Raw genomic sequence first — 14842 nt, forward strand, 5'->3', positions numbered from 1 at the left:
AAGGTATTAAATAAAATACAACAGAGATATATAGAAAGACCTCTCCGTACTGGAGAGGTCTTTACTCTTATTTATACACATACTTAGATCCCAAGCCCCAATAATCATAATTATAATCCTCTGGATGTTGTATAAGGTGTTTTGAGCGTTCAATCCAGACATTAAGCTCCTCAGTTTTAGCGAAGGTGCTCACCTTTTCTAATAGTACGGCTAATTCTTTTATACCTTCCTCTTCTCCAGATTCAACAACATCACCAGTGAAAACGTAAAGACTACTTAGAAAAAAAGGAATGTGTTTGCATTTTTCGTCATCGACAAAGCTGCATATCATGGGTATGTTTTCAAAGCTATTCACAGCTAATTCCCAATCTTGATCCGGTATTTTCATATCGCTGTATGCCCATATTCTAATTTCCTTTTGGTTTGGGTTCCAAGCATGTTGAGCATCTCTCCACATTCTTATCCACCCTTTTCAATTGAGTTCTCATTCTCCGATAGTGCAATAATGATTGCCACCTTAAAAGGAATAGGTAAATTCACTGCCTTAAATAAATAAGAATATTGTAGACACTATGTGCAATCGTTGGAGCCCATATCGAAGAAGTCTTTTTATATATAAATCCAAGAATGTATCCTACGAGAAATATGGTTATATAGTTAAGAAGTGAATATCCTGAAATAATACCTATTGGAAAGTGTATCCCCATAAAAAGTATGGCTTGTATAAAGTTATATCCTTTTACCCGATGGTCTCTTAGTTTATTCATAACGAATCCTCGGAACACCACTTCTTCAGAAAATGCCGTTAACGGTGTAATGATCCATCTGATTCCTATGTCAAATCTAAAACCATTAAAGATAGTAACCTCGATTACTACCAATAATAATCCAATAATTCCGCCAGTAAATACTCCCTTGATAATATTTTGTTTTAATTTTATGTAGTCAATGATTTGTTGCAACCTTACTCGATCGATATATACGAAATAAATGACCACGAGCCCAATCCAAAAAATCAGTTTTATCAAGAAGGATATCAAATAAAATCCCAAATCAGTTATTCTTGGATGGAATGTTAGCTCCTTAATTGTCCAGCCTATGTAAAAAAACAATATAAAGAGAATAAGTTTACTTTTAGTCATTTTTTTGTTTCCTTTAATAAATTTCAGCTGATAGTTTAATATTACCATAAATTGTTCTGTAACTCTAATATCTGTAGTGATTTTTGATTGACGTTTATTGGGGATAAATAAAACAATACTTCTCTTTAAAATCCGCAGCGTTATAGTAACAAAACCAATTTAAGATATAAGTATGAAAGCCTCTGATAAATCAGGGGCTTATTTTGCGTCTTGAGGGGGTGACGAAACCCATGGCAAAGATAAAATCTACATTGGATATACAACTGGATCTAACCAGACCTGTTGAAGAATTGACTGAGGTTATTTCTGCTGTAATTGCTTCACAGCCACATAAACGTAAAGAAATACTTGAGGGAATGGATATAGCGGTAGGAAATGCATTAGCAGAGATACAGGCTCAAGAAGAAAAGGAACAGAAAGTAGACGATGATAGCTCAGGAAAAGTTTCCTGAACGGAGAGACGGGGGAAGCAAGGTGGATAAGTGGGAGGTTTTTAAGTTCAGTACTGCTTTAGGAAGCAGCGCTGTGACGTACTTTTACGGTGGGTGGTCGGGAGTATTGGGGGTGTTACTTGCTCTGGTCATTATTGATTATGTGACCGGATTATTTGCCGCTGCCGCAGAAGGTAAGAAGGGTACCGGACCAGGATTAAAAAGCAAGATTGGTCTTATCGGTATAGCTCGAAAGGTATTTATTTTTGCAATGGTAGCAGTATCCCATCTAATTGATGGAGTCTTAGGCGATTCGCACCTATTCCGAGATGCGGTCGCCTATTTTTATATGGCAAATGAGCTGCTTTCGATTCTGGAAAACGGGGGCAGGCTTGGAGCGCCAATACCACCAGTGATCCGACAAGCGGTTGAGGTTCTAAAAAGTAAAAGCGGAAGTCAGGAAGGGGATAGGGAAGATGCAAGCAAGGAAAAAAGGTAATGCCCAAGGAATAGACGTATCCCATTATCAAGGAAAGATTGATTGGAAGGCGGTCAAGGCAAGTGGCATTTCCTTTGCCTTTATTAAGGCCAGTCAGGGTAAGTTATACCGCGACAAAACATTCATCGGTAATGCACAGGCTGCACGAGCTGTCGGAGTCCTGGTCGGGGCCTATCACTATTTAGACGATTCTGCGAAAACGCCAGAGGATGCCCGAAAGGAAGCTGCAAACTTTGTGAGCGCCATTAATTCAGCCGGAGGCATCGCGGCCTTCGATCTGCCGCCGGTTATGGATTATGAGTCCAACAAGTCCGGATTAAGCAAAGCGGCGCTTACAGCCGTAGCTAGGACATTTCTGGCGGAAGTTGAGCGGCTTACTGGAGTACGACCAATCGTGTACACATATCCTTCGTTCATCGGTAATTTCAGCGGTTTATCAGATTACCCATTGTGGATTGCCCGGTACAGCGCCACACAGGTCCCGGCTGGCGCATCTGGTTGGTCACGCTGGGATTTCTGGCAGTATAGCGATGGCTCGGCTGGTGGCACATTGCTGTCCGGCACACGTAAAGTGGCTGGCATCGCTGGCCCGGTGGATCTGAATGAGTACAACGGCACGGTAGACGAGCTGCGGGCGCGGTTCGGTAAGGGAACTGCTGCACCGAAGAAGGAGTCCGTAAAAGATGCTGTATTCCAAGTGGGTGGTAAGACGCTGGGAAAGGCGCTGCTGTTTGGTTCGAAAACTCATGTGCCACTGTGGGCCTTGGCTATGGGTCTTGGGGTATCTTGCAATTGGGATAACTCCAATAAGGTGGCGTATTTGGACGGCCGTAAATTGCAGTCTGTGCAACTTGTTGAAGGTGCAGCTTACGTGCAACTCCGGCCAATTGCAGAATCTTACGGAGCTGAGGTTTCATGGGATGCCAAAAATAAAATCGCTGCTTTGAAATTGAAAGGGGATAAATAATCATGCAAACAATTATCGAAACCGTACAACCATATGTAAGTACCATCGCTACAGCAATTTTAGGAGTCCTGACAGCCATTGTTATCGCTGGGCTTAATACGATTAAGGTGAAGGCCAACACATGGATAGATGCCCGTACAACAGAGTCGCAGCGCGTCCTGTTGCATAAGCTGGCTGAGGAAGGTTTCTCCCTAGCTAAAACGGCGTACAAAGAGGCTGACGGATCTAAAAAACTCCAAGAAGCTTTATCCTATGTAACCGGGCAGTTGGAACAAAAGGGTATCACACTGACTCAGGTGGAAGTCCAAGCGGCGATTGAAAAGGCGTACCTTGACTACAAAGCCAAAGCCAAGCAAGAACCTGTTAGTACGGAGGAAGCTACTATAGCGGATACAGCAGCCAAGGTTAGCACTGAAGAAGCAGCTCAAGCCGCAGCTAAGGAAGCTGTATCTGGTCTGGCTGCAAAGCTTAATGATTTTTTGGCTCAAGCTACAGCAGAGGTAGCCAATACTGTTCCTGCTCAGGTGCAATCTGAACCTGGACCTATTTCAGCGCCGTTAGAAGCTGTTCAAATGCCTGTAACTACGGAGTAAGGTAAAGCAAATACCCTACCGCTTTTGCTGGTAGGGTAGCTTTTTTAATAATATATATCGTCTTCTGTTGTATCATACGATTTTTTGAAGCTAATTTTTTTCTTTTTTATATATATTATTATTGCTAAAAAGGACAAGGGAATTGGAATATAGGTTCCATAAATATTTATAAGTTCTTTAGAGAAAGGTGTAAAAGACAACACAATAAAAGAAACTACACAAAATAATAAATAGAATAATAATAGTCCTACTAATAAATTTATAAGTTGAAATATGTTAACTAAAAGACCCTCTTTGTTTAGGTACCAACCAAGAAAAGAAAAAAGAGAGCCGAACAGGGCAGCGAGTGACAATCTTATAATGTAACTTAGCCATACTACATCAGTATACGAACTGAAATAAATACCTAAAGCTCCTCCAACAACAGCACCAAAAATTCCAACTATTGTAGTAAGTGATAAACCGTTCATATTTGCAGTTCCTTTCTCAAATAATCAACCTTTTTAATATCCATAGATTACAATGTTTTTGATATAGTCTATCAGGCCTAGGAAATTTTTTCTATATATATTCACAATATAGACCATACGAATTATACTGATAACAACATATAAGGAAGCACCATTGTGCAATTTAAACCCATAGGGGCACTTTACTGACTCAAGTTGGTGGGGTGTCTTTTATTTATGAAGCCTTAAATTTATTTTCCAGAAAATTCTTGACAAATTCATCTGTGGTAAATTATAGTAAGCCTATATCTGAGAAAAGGGGACTTATTATGAAGAAAATGTTTATTTCATTATTTTTAGGAGTGCTTATAACAACTGGTTTATCTGTATCAAGCTTCTCTTCTTTTACATCAGTTGCTGATGCAAAACCGCTTAGGTATACAGTTACTCTTCATCCGAATGAGACTTATCAATTAGGATATGGTCCAGGTTATTGGTACTACATGGGGAGTGGAAAATCAAATGATTTTACAGTATCCCCAAGAGGGCTTATTAAAATATATCCAGACCCAGAAAATATTTCTGTTGGAGATGGAGCATATGCTGGTGAGATATCGACTGTTGATAGATTTGGTGGTGAAGTGGAAACAGTAACGATTAGAATTAAATACTAATATTGTATCTAATAACTCTTATTTTCGTTTATAAACAATTTCACACGTAAGAAAACAACGCTCTTCAATCCGAAAGCATCGGTGATACCCTGCTGGCATACGCTGGTGGGGTGTTTTTCTGTTTTATAGGGGGTGCTATTGCTAAAAACAAATAAAGTATTTTCTTAGTGCTTAGGCTAAGAAAATACTTTATTTAATGTCTGTTTAATCTTCAGGTTTCAAAAAAACTTTATAGGTTATATCATGAGCTACCGAGCTTTGAGTGCTTGGGCTAGCATCAAAATTATAGTCGTACGGGTTTGTATCAAAACTATACATAACATCTAGCACACGATAAAGTTTATTATTCCATAAAATCATTTCTCCTTTTCTTGGGACAAAAGGCAGGGCAACCAGGTCGAAATTTTCAGCGTAGTAGCCCTCTTTATCATTTAATACAATTGCTAATTCGATAACTTTCAATTCCTCACCTCTCAAGTGTAGAAATACTCTTTAATTAATAACTACTACTCTTGGAGGCGAAAAGCAAGATGCAGGTCCTTTATCTGTATAAAGTTGAGCAACTCCGCCGACTGTGTAAGTCCCTGGTTGACTGTATTCCCATGTTTGACTGAGAGTTACTCCCCCAGTATTCGGCCCTTTAAAACTGGTAGCTTCCGTCCAACCGGCTCCCGTTTTAAAAGAAGCATTGACTTCTCTTATAATTGAGTCCGTTGCAATACCCCACTCCACCGTTACTGTTCTTCCATTCTTAGTTACATTAAACGATTTGGTTACCCACACAGGCGCTATTATTGATTGGATACTTTCATTGGAATTTGAGGAATCAGGAGCTAATTGTGAAGAAGATGGTTCGACTGATAAGGGCTGAGCTTGAATAGAATTTTCGACTGATGAGGACTGATCTTGAGTAGGGGTGACGCTTTGGGCAGATACCGGGACAACTAATATCACTGAAATTAGAAAGGATAAAAATAGAGACGACAGTTTTTTACTCATTTTAATACGCACCTCTTCCAAATTATTTTTATACTAAATCCTTAAATATAAGGATGAAGTAAACCATTGATGGAACATATAGGTTATATTTTCCATATCATTGTAACCTCATCTTTCTATTAAATAGAGTTGTAGATTTTTGTCAACAACGCCTATGTGACGCCAGTGGGCGCTATAGCGCTGCGTGGATCTCGTTCGAATCGGAGAGAGCTGCCGCGTTCCGGATGCTTGGGCTTCAGCTTGGAGTCGCATCCACATTTTTAGCAGCATTCATTCAGCCCCGTGCTAAATAGCTCAATTCAATTGGAGCTTGAGCCTTGAAGGTGGCTATAGCCACCCTAATAAAGTATCCAAAGGATCAAGAGTAATTGAAATGCACCAGATCGAAAACAGAAAAGGGCAGGAGGAATAGAACTCTAACTGCTCTTTTTTTGCCTTGGACAACGAACACTTGTTTACATATAATATTTGCAGAGGCTTTCAGTATGAACATACATATTGCATTTACAAAATCACCCAAAACAATTATACTTATCTTATAATCCGAAAGCATCGGTAGCACTCTGCTGGCTCAAGCCGGTGGGGTGTTTTTACGTTTAGGGAGGTTTACATATGTTTAGGTGGATATTTACCGTACTAATTACAATCCTATTAGCTGGCTGCAGCGTACAACAGGAAGTTGTAAAGACCGCTAAGAGCGACCCTGTAGCCGTTCCGGTAACGCAGGTATCTGCCAATACGGTCAAGCTGGAATTCCCGTCAGAGAAGTACCCAGAAACGGCCCAGCACATCAAGGAAGCCATTCAGGCGGGAAAATCACCAGTATGCACCATAGACCGTGATGGAGCCGACCATAATCGTGAGTTGTCCCTAAAGGGTGTGCCCACCAAAAAGGGCAAAGACCGCGACGAGTGGCCTATGGCGATGTGCTCCGAAGGTGGAAAGGGTGCAGACATTAAGTACATAAGTCCAAAGGATAATCGTGGAGCTGGATCGTGGGTCGGTCACAAGTTGGATGAATATGCAGACGGAACAAAAGTTGAATTTATCGTGAAATAGCAAAAGCTCAGCTAACCTTGATTGGTTGGCAGAGCTTTTTTCATTGATCAGTTTGAATTTAGGTTAGATGTAAATAGATTATAGTGTTGTGTGAAATCAATCACAGTTGAATCGCGAAATGTTCTATATTATGGAAATGTATTGAATATAATACCAAAAAAATGGAGGATCAAAATGCTTAAAAAAATTATGATTCCCGCTTTGCTTGGTTCTGTTGTTGTAGGTTTACTTCCTGAAAACGCTGCCTTTGCTGATCAGGTAACCACTGTTACGGACTCTACTTATTCCACTCAATCTACTACTCCAGATATTACTCAAGTTATTACCCCAAGTATTATTGCACTGAAAAGAATTTCAGACGTGCCCGACTTCGATTGGGGAAGAGGATGTACCATATCATCGGCAGCTATGATTATCAAGTATTGGGAGAGTCATGGATATCCATTATTAATTGACCGTGGCGTATCAGATGATGAACTACAAGATATTTTGGCAGATAAATATTTCCATCCTGACAAAGATGGCGGCGTGCCCTTCGTACGAGCAGTAAATGCCTTTGCTAGATATTTAGATGATGTAGGGTATATATATTCATTTGGGGGCTATGGTTTTGCCACAAACTCTGCACAAGAAAAAGCTTGGAATCTGATAACAGAGGAAATTAATGCAGGTAGACCTCTTTGGCTAACAATGAAAAGATACCAAGATGATAGAAGATCAATAGAAGGCGGACATGCTCTAGTTATTGTTGGTTATAAGCAAAATGCCTCTGGCCAGGAAAGAAAACTCATACTTCATACAACCTGGAAAGAAGGGAATGTTAATTATGAATGGAGACCGTCAGATTTTGATGCAGTTTATAGACTAAAAATGGGAAGCAAATAATAATAAATAATCTACAAAATATCAATAATTGTAAATCAAGCGCGTCTCAAATCTTAATATGATATGTAATAAAATAGAATCGAATCGGCTGATTCTTTATAATGACGAAAGGTGGAATAAACATGAAAATAAGAAAGGTATTATCAGTCCTTTTTGCTGCGACATTGACATTGACATTGTCGCAAAGTGCTTTCGCAATATCTGGTCAGAATGACACTAGAGAAACAGCCTTAAATGTACAAAGTAGTAACTTTAATTTTGGATCATATCTGGACAAAAATGATGTAGATTGGTTTAAAGTAGTAAATACTTCGAGCAAAGAAATGGGGGCAATTGCCACTTTAAAAAGTCAACAATATATCAATTATGATATAGTTGCTTACTTTCCTGATAAAGGTGAAGAAGAGGTACTTGAAGCTCAAGACAATGGACAAGGGAAGAAAGATGTCTGTGGCACTAGTGGCCTGCTCCCTGGGGATGTGATCTATTTTAAAGTTGTAGGTCATGATGGCGCTTGGGGTGGTAACGGTAAAGGACTTGGTTATAGCTTGAATATTAAGAGGGATTTTGATCGTTGAGAATTGCTTTCTGTTTGAAAAGCACCTATATAGGTGCTTTTCTTCTGCTCATTATATAGCCTAGTAAAATCATTAATTAAGCATACCCATGTTATGATCTACGTAAAGATGGGATGAGCAGCGGCCAGAATTGCCAGCAGGAATTTACTATAGAGTACACATTCTTAGGCTGTTAAGAAAAATGTTCGGTAATATGGAAAAGCCGTTACAGATTACCTACAACAAAGAATATCTCATAAAACCTATTCTGAGGTGATCAGCATTGTACATACATATTACATTTACAAAATCACCCAAAACAATTATACTTATCTTATAAACCGAAAGCATCGGTAGCACTCTGCTGGCTCAAGCCGGTGGGGTGTTTTTACGTTTAGGGAGGTTTACATATGTTTAGATGGATATTTACCGTAATGATTACAATCCTATTAGCTGGCTGCAGCGTACAACAAGACGTTGTAAAGACCACTGAGAGCGACCCTGTAGCCGTTCCAGTAACGCAGGTGTCGGCAGACATGATTAAGCTGGAATTTCCGTCAGCCAAGTACCCAGAAACGGCCCAGCACATCAAGGAGGCTATTGCAGCCGGTAAGTCACCAGTATGCACCATAGACCGCGAAGGAGCCGACCATAACCGTGAACTATCTCTGAAAGGTGTACCCACTAAAAAAGGCAAAGACCGCGACGAGTGGCCTATGGCGATGTGTGCAGAAGGTGGAGAAGGTGCAGACATAAAGTACATAAGTCCAAAGGATAATCGTGGAGCTGGATCGTGGGTAGGTCACAAGTTAGACGACTACGCAGATGGGACAAAAGTTGAATTTATCGTGAATTAGAAACTCTCCGCTAACCTTAATCGGTCGGCGGGGATTTTTTTATTGAAGGAATTACTATACCGTTCAGCGAAAGAATTATCGAGGTGATCAGCATGAACCATACATATAAAGTGTTAAAGTCGGATATAGAACTATTTGCTGCTGCATTAAGTCAAGCAAGAGTGTACGTTGTTCAGTCGTTGAGAGAGGATATGGTATCGATTGTAGACTATGGCGGCACTATAGAAAAGTTTTCGCCTGATTCGGTTAAGATTGCTGGAGCTTATTACATACGGAATCAATTTGAATTTAGAGTAGATGTGAAAAAGGACTCCGCTGGTATGTATGAACTGTAACCAGTATGGAGTCCTTTGTTGTTTATTATTTAGTTGAATACTCGCTTACTTCAAATGTGAGTATTTTATTGAATATTACGTAGTAATTGCGACTGCTAAAAGGACCTATGTTATTCTTGTGTTTATTGATTGCATAGGAAGCCGTACCTGAACCTGCTTGTTTAGCCTCATACCAGGCAATAAAATCGTTCACTTCTTTCATACTCAGGTCGAACTCTTTTTCAAGACCAGTATCCATAGTGACAACTAAAATAGCTCGGCCGATATCCTTAGGTGTATCTTGACCAGGAGTATTTTTTATATCTGGGTTATAAGTTTTCAATATCCCATCAATATCAAATGCATCCATTCCAATAGCACCATTAGTTTTAATTATTAATGTGTGTTCTCCTTGTGGCAAGCCCGTTTTCTCAAACGAAATAGCTTGAAAAGCACTTCTTTTATTGTACTGAGTATAAGGATATTCGATTCCATCAAGTGACAGCGTATAATTCTGAGTTTTCCAAATGGATACGGTAGTAATGAGCCTTATTTTTGTTCCTGTGAAATTAAATTTAATGAACTTTTCATTGTTGTCATTAGTCAATGTTTCAGAGCCATTATAAAAGGTCCCGTTTGTAGATTTAAACCATCCATCGCCTTCATATTGAATATGGGAGTCAGTGTCATCATAGCGATTCCATCCTTCTTCTGGGAAGGTAAGAGAATCACCTACTGTTGCTGCATAAACTCCTTGATTAAAACCGAATAAAAGAATTAAAGATAATAAAAATAAAGTAGATAGTTTTTTCATATATATTCCCCTTTTGTGGTATTTGTTTTATCAGAATATAAAAATAAAAAAGGAATGTCTAAACATTAATGTCTATATATTCAAATTTATGTTTAGACAAGTTCTGAGAAATAGATTACTTTAGAATCTGTTCAACAGATTACTTAGGGGGAAATTTTGTGAATATGAAATTTATAAAAAAAATCAGTGTTTTATTTGGAGTTTTTTTATTTACAGCAGGTTTACTATTGAATTCGAATTTATATGCGGCGTCTGTGGGACAAGGGCTTACTGAACCAGAAGTAGGATGGGAACGTTACAATGAGACAGCAACAGCAATTAGATATAATGGTAACTGGTTAGCTTATTCGACGAGCAACTCATATTATGGTGGTACTCATAAAGTTACCAGTGGTATTGGGGATTCAGTAGAGTTTAAATTTTATGGAAACAAGATGAGAGTTATAGGAGTCCTTTACATTGGAGCATCTAAAAACATAGAAGTCTCCATAGACGGAGTCAAAGAACAAATGTCTATGTATAGAGAGGGAGTATCATATCAAACATTGAACTTTGAGAAAACAGGATTAACTAATTCTATTCACCATGTAATTATAACGAATAAGGATGCTAAAGAATTTTATGTCGATGCAATTGACATTAATGAAGATGGAAGGTTGGTAGGCCAAAGCGTTCCTATAAATTTAGAGGCAATGGGTGGAGATAGCCAGGTTAAATTAAATTGGGATTTGGTGAATGATGCGGAGAGCTATACGGTCAAATACGGAACAGAATCCGGCAAATACACTGAAACCACCACAGCTACTAAAGATGCTTACGGTAATTTCGTTATTCCGGGACTGACCAATGGAACAAAATACTACTTTGTAGTAAATGCTAAGGTGAATGGCGTTGATTCTGAATATTCCAATGAAGCATCTGCAACTCCACAAGGAGGAGGCAGTCAACCTGATCCAGAACCAACTACTGGAGATCGCGCAATATTAGTGGTCACTATGACAACAGGATTGGAGAAGGAATTTGACCTAAGCATGAAAGAGGTCAATGACTTTATCTCATGGTACGAAAGTAAGCAGGCTGGTTCTGGACCAGCATCATATGCTATCAATAAGCACGATAACAATAAAGGTCCATTCAGCAGCCGAAAGGATTATATGCTGTATGATCGTATCCTAACGTTTGAAGTAAGTGAATACTCTAAATAAGTAAAAAGCTCTGCTAACCTTAATTGGTCGGCGGAGCTTTTATCGTTTTTAACAGGCCTGTGTTAGGCTGGATTATATTTCGTTTTAGCTTCTTCATATAATTTGCCGCGGTTACGAAACTCAATTGTCGTCCTTTACCACGTTGAAAATATATTTACTATTTAATATTTTTCGTATATATTAATATTTGGAAATTAGTTTTCATAAATTTTTCCTACAAAACCAGATTAAATTAACAAAGGAGATTATTTTAATGAGTATTTCATTAAGAATAGAACGCAAATCCGGTGGTGAGCCAATTGAGTTTGTAAAAGGTGAAATCACTGGCTTTACTTATAAGAATAATAGTTCCATAAACCTTTCAGCTAAGTCTACAAACTTGGCTCATTCGCTACATATTCGAAGCAAAATTCCGCTTCATTCGCTTCCTTCAGTTATAGACAATGCGGATAATTCCAACATGCTGTATACATGGGCAAACACAGAATATAAACCTGATAGTGAGGATTACTATCGCAAATGTAATATCCAAATCGTTAGAAATGAAAACACAATTCGAGATATTACGTTTACACACGCTTACGTAGATGAGTATCAAGAACAGATTGATACCAGCAAAGAGATCCTTGAGTTTGAACTTGTTTTAAAACAAAAAGAAGATCAATTGGGAAAAATTCAATACAGTCCTCAGTTAGAACCTAAGGAAACAAGAGAAAAGGATCAGTCTGATGTCTCGCAAAAAGTACTGGAAGGCGCATATAGTAAGAATATGCTAATGTATGCAGGAAATAATACTTTTCCGTTTGAAAATCCGATGGTAGAACTAGAAAAGACTTGGGTGCGAGGCGTAGAGAAGGTAAAGAATTCGACAGATACTGTATTACATTATCCTGATCGTAAAGCATTTACATTAGTAGCTGTTCCTATAGCTCGAAAGAAGTACGGAGACATTACAGCCAATTTACTTAAACATTCACTTGATTACAAACCAGGACATTTACACTTTAACGAGTGGTCGTATGAGGCGCAGCAAATTAAAAAATCCAAAGAACATAATATGTATGTAATTGATAAAGCAGTACAAAAAGCTAATGACAAAAAAGTTAAAAGTTTTTCAAGTGATGGGTCTATTGCAATTGAAAGTGACAGAGATTTGTATAACGCTTTTCACAAAATGAAGTACAAAATAGATGGAACATATGTAAAAGGACAATGGGAAATTACTACAATATATTATGATAAATATAATTTTGAATATAATTTTAAACAAATGTTTACTGGGGACAACAAACTCGGTTGGGCTGCGGCCAATCTAACAAATTTAATGGAATCATGGGGAACACTCAATGAGTATACATCTTATGTTACAGTAACTGATACAAAAAAGGCTTGGAAGTGAGGTGTGAATTGCAGATGAAACGCAGATACATCTACATCTTGATCTCTCTACTAGTAATAACTACTACTATAATTTTTTTAGAAAATTCTGGAGACGACACGATTAAGAAGTACCCTTATGGAAAAGATACGTTAGAGTTTTTTGGAGATGGGACTTTTCAGATTTACAGGGGCGGAGGAGCGGGTGATCCTCCAATACTATACACTCATCAAATTGAAGCCCCAAATTCAGTGATTGATAACGTTCTGTCTTATAAAATAGAAGAAAATATCGTATACGTGGTTGGTGAAAATAGCTTCATTAAATTGGATTCAAGTACCAACACATACGTGAAAAAGAAACGGATTTCCGACTTTACTCCCAATGATAGAGAGATATTTAATAAATTAATGGAAAAATAAAAGCAAGTCTCCGAACCTACCTAGGACTTTTTTGTGGTATAATCTGGATTGTGCGACAAAACGGCTATAAAGGACGGTCGGCTAATCTCCCGGAAGGGAGGTGACGCCATGGAAGTTAAAGACACACTGATGTTGATGATTCAATTCGCAACGTTGGTGATTCTGATACTTTCTTTCCATAAACGGAAATAGACCGCCCTGGCGAGGATACGGTCTATTTCTGGATCAAACCTCAATTGCTGACCGCTCTTATAGCGGTAAGTCGTACAGGGGAGCGGTGGTAGCCGTTCCCTTTTTCTATTCTTATGTTATCATATTCATTTTATACAGGCAATGGAATTACCTTTGTTGACAAAAGTCATAATGGTTATAGAAATATTAAAACCCCGGATTGCCCCGGGGCTGTTTTTTTTATCTGATCGTATATTCGTAAACTTTATCCTGAATCTTTATCTCTGCTTTTAATGGCTTCTCACTTTTAGCCACCTCATTGGGTATCTCTGAAAGATAGTACAGTGTTCCCGTTTTAAGTGGGTCAACGCTGGTTATGTTGGTGTAAGTAAAGTCTTCACCGCCACGTTCCTCAATAGTGCTGAATGTATCATAATCATATTTGTTATCGAATTTTAGGTTTACTTCCGCTATTTTATCCGCCTTAATTCCTTCTGCCCCAAGATTTTTGGCTTTAATGATTAGAGCAAAGAAGGTGGAGTCTGTTTCTTTGGATTCGTATAGTGTGTGGAAGTCTCCCGGTTTAGAGGGTTCGATTTTTTTCGAAATCTTATTTCCCGTTACTGTTATATCAGCGAAATCTTGTATTGTAACTGTCTCGCCCTTTTTAATAGGTGTAACCGTATCTTCTTGCTTTTGTTCCACTGGTTCTGCTGGTGTAGTAGAAGTCGTTGCCGTAGTAGCAGCTTGTTTGGTGTCATTTGTTGTGGCAGATTGCTTAGGTGAGCAAGCTGCAAGCGTTATAAATGCGGCAGCCACCAATATACCTGTTACAAATTTCATATTATCCCCCTGATTTTGTATTTTCGTATAGTCTATCAGACCTAGGAATATTTTTCTAGTATAAAAGTTCTAGATTCAGAAGGCAAAAAGTCTTGTCTAGAACGTATGTTCGTAATATAATTTCTACATAATACATCAGGAGGCTACAAACATGTCTAAAAAATTAGAAGGTAACGGGTTGTGGGAAAGCAGCCGGATTATCATACCAGAACATAAAGAGGCTTATCTGAAGCTCATGAAGGACCGACAACGGAGAGGAAAGCCAGAGCTAGACGATCAAGAGGTACAATTGATCGAACAGGCGCTAATAGACTCTTACAACTCACGCAATGCCGTCACTGTGACCGTATTTAGCCCGTTTGATGATGAGGTAATGACTGGTGTAGTTACGTCAATTAACACAGCGCGTAGAGAAGTAAAACTGTTTCGCGGTGAGGATGATTTTAGCTGGATTAAGCTTGAGGATATTATATCAGCACGCTGAAAATAATTACCTCACATAATACATAAATACTTCCATTTAACATGGTAATTGGATTGCCTCTAACAAGTAACAAATATAGAATTAAAGCATATTTGTTAC

Annotated in this window: 22 protein-coding genes; 15 read left to right on the forward strand and 7 right to left on the reverse strand. The window is 38.6% G+C overall.

From position 1 onward, the window contains the following. Nucleotides 1-67: 67 nt before the first annotated feature. Both G7035_RS21250 and G7035_RS21255 read right to left on the reverse strand, forming a co-directional pair. On the reverse strand, nt 68-457 hold the full coding sequence (locus G7035_RS21250) for a hypothetical protein (protein WP_019687480.1): 390 nt from the start codon (nt 455-457) through the stop codon (nt 68-70). A gap of 79 nt (nt 458-536) precedes the next feature. Continuing rightward, nucleotides 537-1142 carry a CPBP family intramembrane glutamic endopeptidase gene (locus tag G7035_RS21255; RefSeq protein WP_019687479.1) on the reverse strand — a complete coding sequence of 202 codons (606 nt, stop codon included), beginning with the start codon at nt 1140-1142 and terminating at the stop codon, nt 537-539. 230 nt (nt 1143-1372) lie between these two features. On the opposite strand from G7035_RS21255, the gene G7035_RS21260 reads away from it, so the two are divergent. Genes G7035_RS21260 through G7035_RS21275 form a run of 4 tightly spaced genes read left to right on the forward strand, consistent with a single transcriptional unit; the run spans nt 1373 to nt 3632 of the window. Further along, nucleotides 1373-1594 (forward strand): hypothetical protein, encoded by a 222-nt coding sequence (locus G7035_RS21260; RefSeq protein ID WP_019687478.1) that lies wholly within the window; start codon nt 1373-1375, stop codon nt 1592-1594. After that, the gene (locus tag G7035_RS21265) at nt 1569-2072 is read left to right on the forward strand and encodes a phage holin family protein (protein WP_019687477.1); all 504 of its coding nucleotides are present in this window, start codon (nt 1569-1571) and stop codon (nt 2070-2072) included. Before G7035_RS21260 ends, G7035_RS21265 begins: the two co-directional genes overlap by 26 nt. Beyond that, nucleotides 2050-3039: a GH25 family lysozyme gene (locus tag G7035_RS21270; RefSeq protein WP_019687476.1), complete on the forward strand. Its 990-nt coding sequence runs from the start codon at nt 2050-2052 to the stop codon at nt 3037-3039. The genes G7035_RS21265 and G7035_RS21270 overlap by 23 nt, the downstream gene beginning before the upstream one ends. 2 nt (nt 3040-3041) lie before the next feature. Next, nucleotides 3042-3632: a phage holin, LLH family gene (locus G7035_RS21275; RefSeq protein ID WP_019687475.1), complete on the forward strand. Its 591-nt coding sequence runs from the start codon at nt 3042-3044 to the stop codon at nt 3630-3632. A 44-nt stretch (nt 3633-3676) separates the two neighbouring features. On the opposite strand, the gene G7035_RS21280 is transcribed toward G7035_RS21275, so the two are convergent. Further along, the gene (locus G7035_RS21280) at nt 3677-4102 is read right to left on the reverse strand and encodes a hypothetical protein (RefSeq protein WP_019687474.1); all 426 of its coding nucleotides are present in this window, start codon (nt 4100-4102) and stop codon (nt 3677-3679) included. Nucleotides 4103-4410: 308 nt separating this feature from the next. On the opposite strand from G7035_RS21280, the gene G7035_RS21285 reads away from it, so the two are divergent. After that, on the forward strand, nt 4411-4755 hold the full coding sequence (locus tag G7035_RS21285) for a hypothetical protein (protein WP_019687473.1): 345 nt from the start codon (nt 4411-4413) through the stop codon (nt 4753-4755). A 204-nt stretch (nt 4756-4959) separates the two neighbouring features. On the opposite strand, the gene G7035_RS21290 is transcribed toward G7035_RS21285, so the two are convergent. Beyond that, a complete protein-coding gene (locus tag G7035_RS21290; RefSeq protein WP_014599905.1) occupies nt 4960-5217 on the reverse strand; it encodes a hypothetical protein in 258 nt (85 codons plus the stop codon). A gap of 30 nt (nt 5218-5247) precedes the next feature. Beyond that, nucleotides 5248-5754 (reverse strand): hypothetical protein, encoded by a 507-nt coding sequence (locus tag G7035_RS21295; protein ID WP_019687471.1) that lies wholly within the window; start codon nt 5752-5754, stop codon nt 5248-5250. A 612-nt stretch (nt 5755-6366) separates the two neighbouring features. On the opposite strand from G7035_RS21295, the gene G7035_RS21300 reads away from it, so the two are divergent. From G7035_RS21300 to G7035_RS21320, 5 genes are all read left to right on the forward strand, one after another. Further along, on the forward strand, nt 6367-6813 hold the full coding sequence (locus G7035_RS21300; protein WP_019687469.1) for a NucA/NucB deoxyribonuclease domain-containing protein: 447 nt from the start codon (nt 6367-6369) through the stop codon (nt 6811-6813). A gap of 174 nt (nt 6814-6987) precedes the next feature. Then, a complete protein-coding gene (locus G7035_RS21305) occupies nt 6988-7698 on the forward strand; it encodes a C39 family peptidase (RefSeq protein WP_019687468.1) in 711 nt (236 codons plus the stop codon). A 122-nt stretch (nt 7699-7820) separates the two neighbouring features. Further along, the gene (locus G7035_RS21310; RefSeq protein WP_019687467.1) at nt 7821-8276 is read left to right on the forward strand and encodes a hypothetical protein; all 456 of its coding nucleotides are present in this window, start codon (nt 7821-7823) and stop codon (nt 8274-8276) included. A 389-nt stretch (nt 8277-8665) separates the two neighbouring features. Continuing rightward, a complete protein-coding gene (locus tag G7035_RS21315; RefSeq protein WP_019687466.1) occupies nt 8666-9112 on the forward strand; it encodes a NucA/NucB deoxyribonuclease domain-containing protein in 447 nt (148 codons plus the stop codon). A gap of 92 nt (nt 9113-9204) precedes the next feature. Beyond that, a complete protein-coding gene (locus G7035_RS21320; RefSeq protein ID WP_019687465.1) occupies nt 9205-9447 on the forward strand; it encodes a hypothetical protein in 243 nt (80 codons plus the stop codon). Nucleotides 9448-9472: 25 nt separating this feature from the next. On the opposite strand, the gene G7035_RS27500 is transcribed toward G7035_RS21320, so the two are convergent. Beyond that, entirely contained in the window at nt 9473-10240 is a 768-nt protein-coding gene (locus G7035_RS27500; protein WP_019687464.1) for a hypothetical protein, read from the reverse strand. A 158-nt stretch (nt 10241-10398) separates the two neighbouring features. Between G7035_RS27500 and G7035_RS21330 the strand changes: the two genes are divergently transcribed. From G7035_RS21330 to G7035_RS27940, 4 genes are all read left to right on the forward strand, one after another. Beyond that, on the forward strand, nt 10399-11445 hold the full coding sequence (locus tag G7035_RS21330) for a fibronectin type III domain-containing protein (RefSeq protein ID WP_019687463.1): 1047 nt from the start codon (nt 10399-10401) through the stop codon (nt 11443-11445). Nucleotides 11446-11698: 253 nt separating this feature from the next. Beyond that, complete coding sequence (locus tag G7035_RS21335) at nt 11699-12844, forward strand: hypothetical protein (RefSeq protein ID WP_182096049.1); 1146 nt, start codon at nt 11699-11701, stop codon at nt 12842-12844. Between the two features lie 14 nt (nt 12845-12858). Beyond that, complete coding sequence (locus G7035_RS21340) at nt 12859-13245, forward strand: hypothetical protein (RefSeq protein WP_019687461.1); 387 nt, start codon at nt 12859-12861, stop codon at nt 13243-13245. A 135-nt stretch (nt 13246-13380) separates the two neighbouring features. Next, on the forward strand, nt 13381-13437 hold the full coding sequence (locus G7035_RS27940; protein WP_241764007.1) for a hypothetical protein: 57 nt from the start codon (nt 13381-13383) through the stop codon (nt 13435-13437). Nucleotides 13438-13656: 219 nt separating this feature from the next. On the opposite strand, the gene G7035_RS21345 is transcribed toward G7035_RS27940, so the two are convergent. Continuing rightward, nucleotides 13657-14259 (reverse strand): hypothetical protein, encoded by a 603-nt coding sequence (locus G7035_RS21345; protein WP_019687460.1) that lies wholly within the window; start codon nt 14257-14259, stop codon nt 13657-13659. Between the two features lie 151 nt (nt 14260-14410). Here G7035_RS21345 and G7035_RS21350 point away from each other — a divergent pair, with 151 nt between their 5' ends. Continuing rightward, nucleotides 14411-14743 carry a YolD-like family protein gene (locus G7035_RS21350; protein WP_016821997.1) on the forward strand — a complete coding sequence of 111 codons (333 nt, stop codon included), beginning with the start codon at nt 14411-14413 and terminating at the stop codon, nt 14741-14743. Nucleotides 14744-14842: the final 99 nt, after the last annotated feature.

It is taken from the genome of Paenibacillus polymyxa (genome assembly GCF_015710975.1).
Lineage (GTDB): Bacteria > Bacillota > Bacilli > Paenibacillales > Paenibacillaceae > Paenibacillus > Paenibacillus polymyxa.

Bases quoted from the DNA above. Each gene is read 5' to 3' on its own strand.
- G7035_RS21280 (WP_019687474.1), bottom strand. From the start codon at position 4,102: ATGAACGGTTTATCACTTACTACAATAGTTGGAATTTTTGGTGCTGTT.
- G7035_RS21285 (WP_019687473.1), top strand. From the start codon at position 4,411: ATGAAGAAAATGTTTATTTCATTATTTTTAGGAGTGCTTATAACAACT.
- G7035_RS21300 (WP_019687469.1), top strand. From the start codon at position 6,367: ATGTTTAGGTGGATATTTACCGTACTAATTACAATCCTATTAGCTGGC.
- G7035_RS21350 (WP_016821997.1), top strand. From the start codon at position 14,411: ATGTCTAAAAAATTAGAAGGTAACGGGTTGTGGGAAAGCAGCCGGATT.
- G7035_RS21335 (WP_182096049.1), top strand. From the start codon at position 11,699: ATGAGTATTTCATTAAGAATAGAACGCAAATCCGGTGGTGAGCCAATT.
- G7035_RS21250 (WP_019687480.1), bottom strand. From the start codon at position 457: ATGTGGAGAGATGCTCAACATGCTTGGAACCCAAACCAAAAGGAAATT.
- G7035_RS21270 (WP_019687476.1), top strand. From the start codon at position 2,050: ATGCAAGCAAGGAAAAAAGGTAATGCCCAAGGAATAGACGTATCCCAT.
- G7035_RS21305 (WP_019687468.1), top strand. From the start codon at position 6,988: ATGCTTAAAAAAATTATGATTCCCGCTTTGCTTGGTTCTGTTGTTGTA.
- G7035_RS21275 (WP_019687475.1), top strand. From the start codon at position 3,042: ATGCAAACAATTATCGAAACCGTACAACCATATGTAAGTACCATCGCT.
- G7035_RS21310 (WP_019687467.1), top strand. From the start codon at position 7,821: ATGAAAATAAGAAAGGTATTATCAGTCCTTTTTGCTGCGACATTGACA.
- G7035_RS27500 (WP_019687464.1), bottom strand. From the start codon at position 10,240: ATGAAAAAACTATCTACTTTATTTTTATTATCTTTAATTCTTTTATTC.
- G7035_RS21260 (WP_019687478.1), top strand. From the start codon at position 1,373: ATGGCAAAGATAAAATCTACATTGGATATACAACTGGATCTAACCAGA.
- G7035_RS21320 (WP_019687465.1), top strand. From the start codon at position 9,205: ATGAACCATACATATAAAGTGTTAAAGTCGGATATAGAACTATTTGCT.
- G7035_RS21265 (WP_019687477.1), top strand. From the start codon at position 1,569: ATGATAGCTCAGGAAAAGTTTCCTGAACGGAGAGACGGGGGAAGCAAG.
- G7035_RS21315 (WP_019687466.1), top strand. From the start codon at position 8,666: ATGTTTAGATGGATATTTACCGTAATGATTACAATCCTATTAGCTGGC.
- G7035_RS21295 (WP_019687471.1), bottom strand. From the start codon at position 5,754: ATGAGTAAAAAACTGTCGTCTCTATTTTTATCCTTTCTAATTTCAGTG.
- G7035_RS21255 (WP_019687479.1), bottom strand. From the start codon at position 1,142: ATGACTAAAAGTAAACTTATTCTCTTTATATTGTTTTTTTACATAGGC.
- G7035_RS21340 (WP_019687461.1), top strand. From the start codon at position 12,859: ATGAAACGCAGATACATCTACATCTTGATCTCTCTACTAGTAATAACT.
- G7035_RS21345 (WP_019687460.1), bottom strand. From the start codon at position 14,259: ATGAAATTTGTAACAGGTATATTGGTGGCTGCCGCATTTATAACGCTT.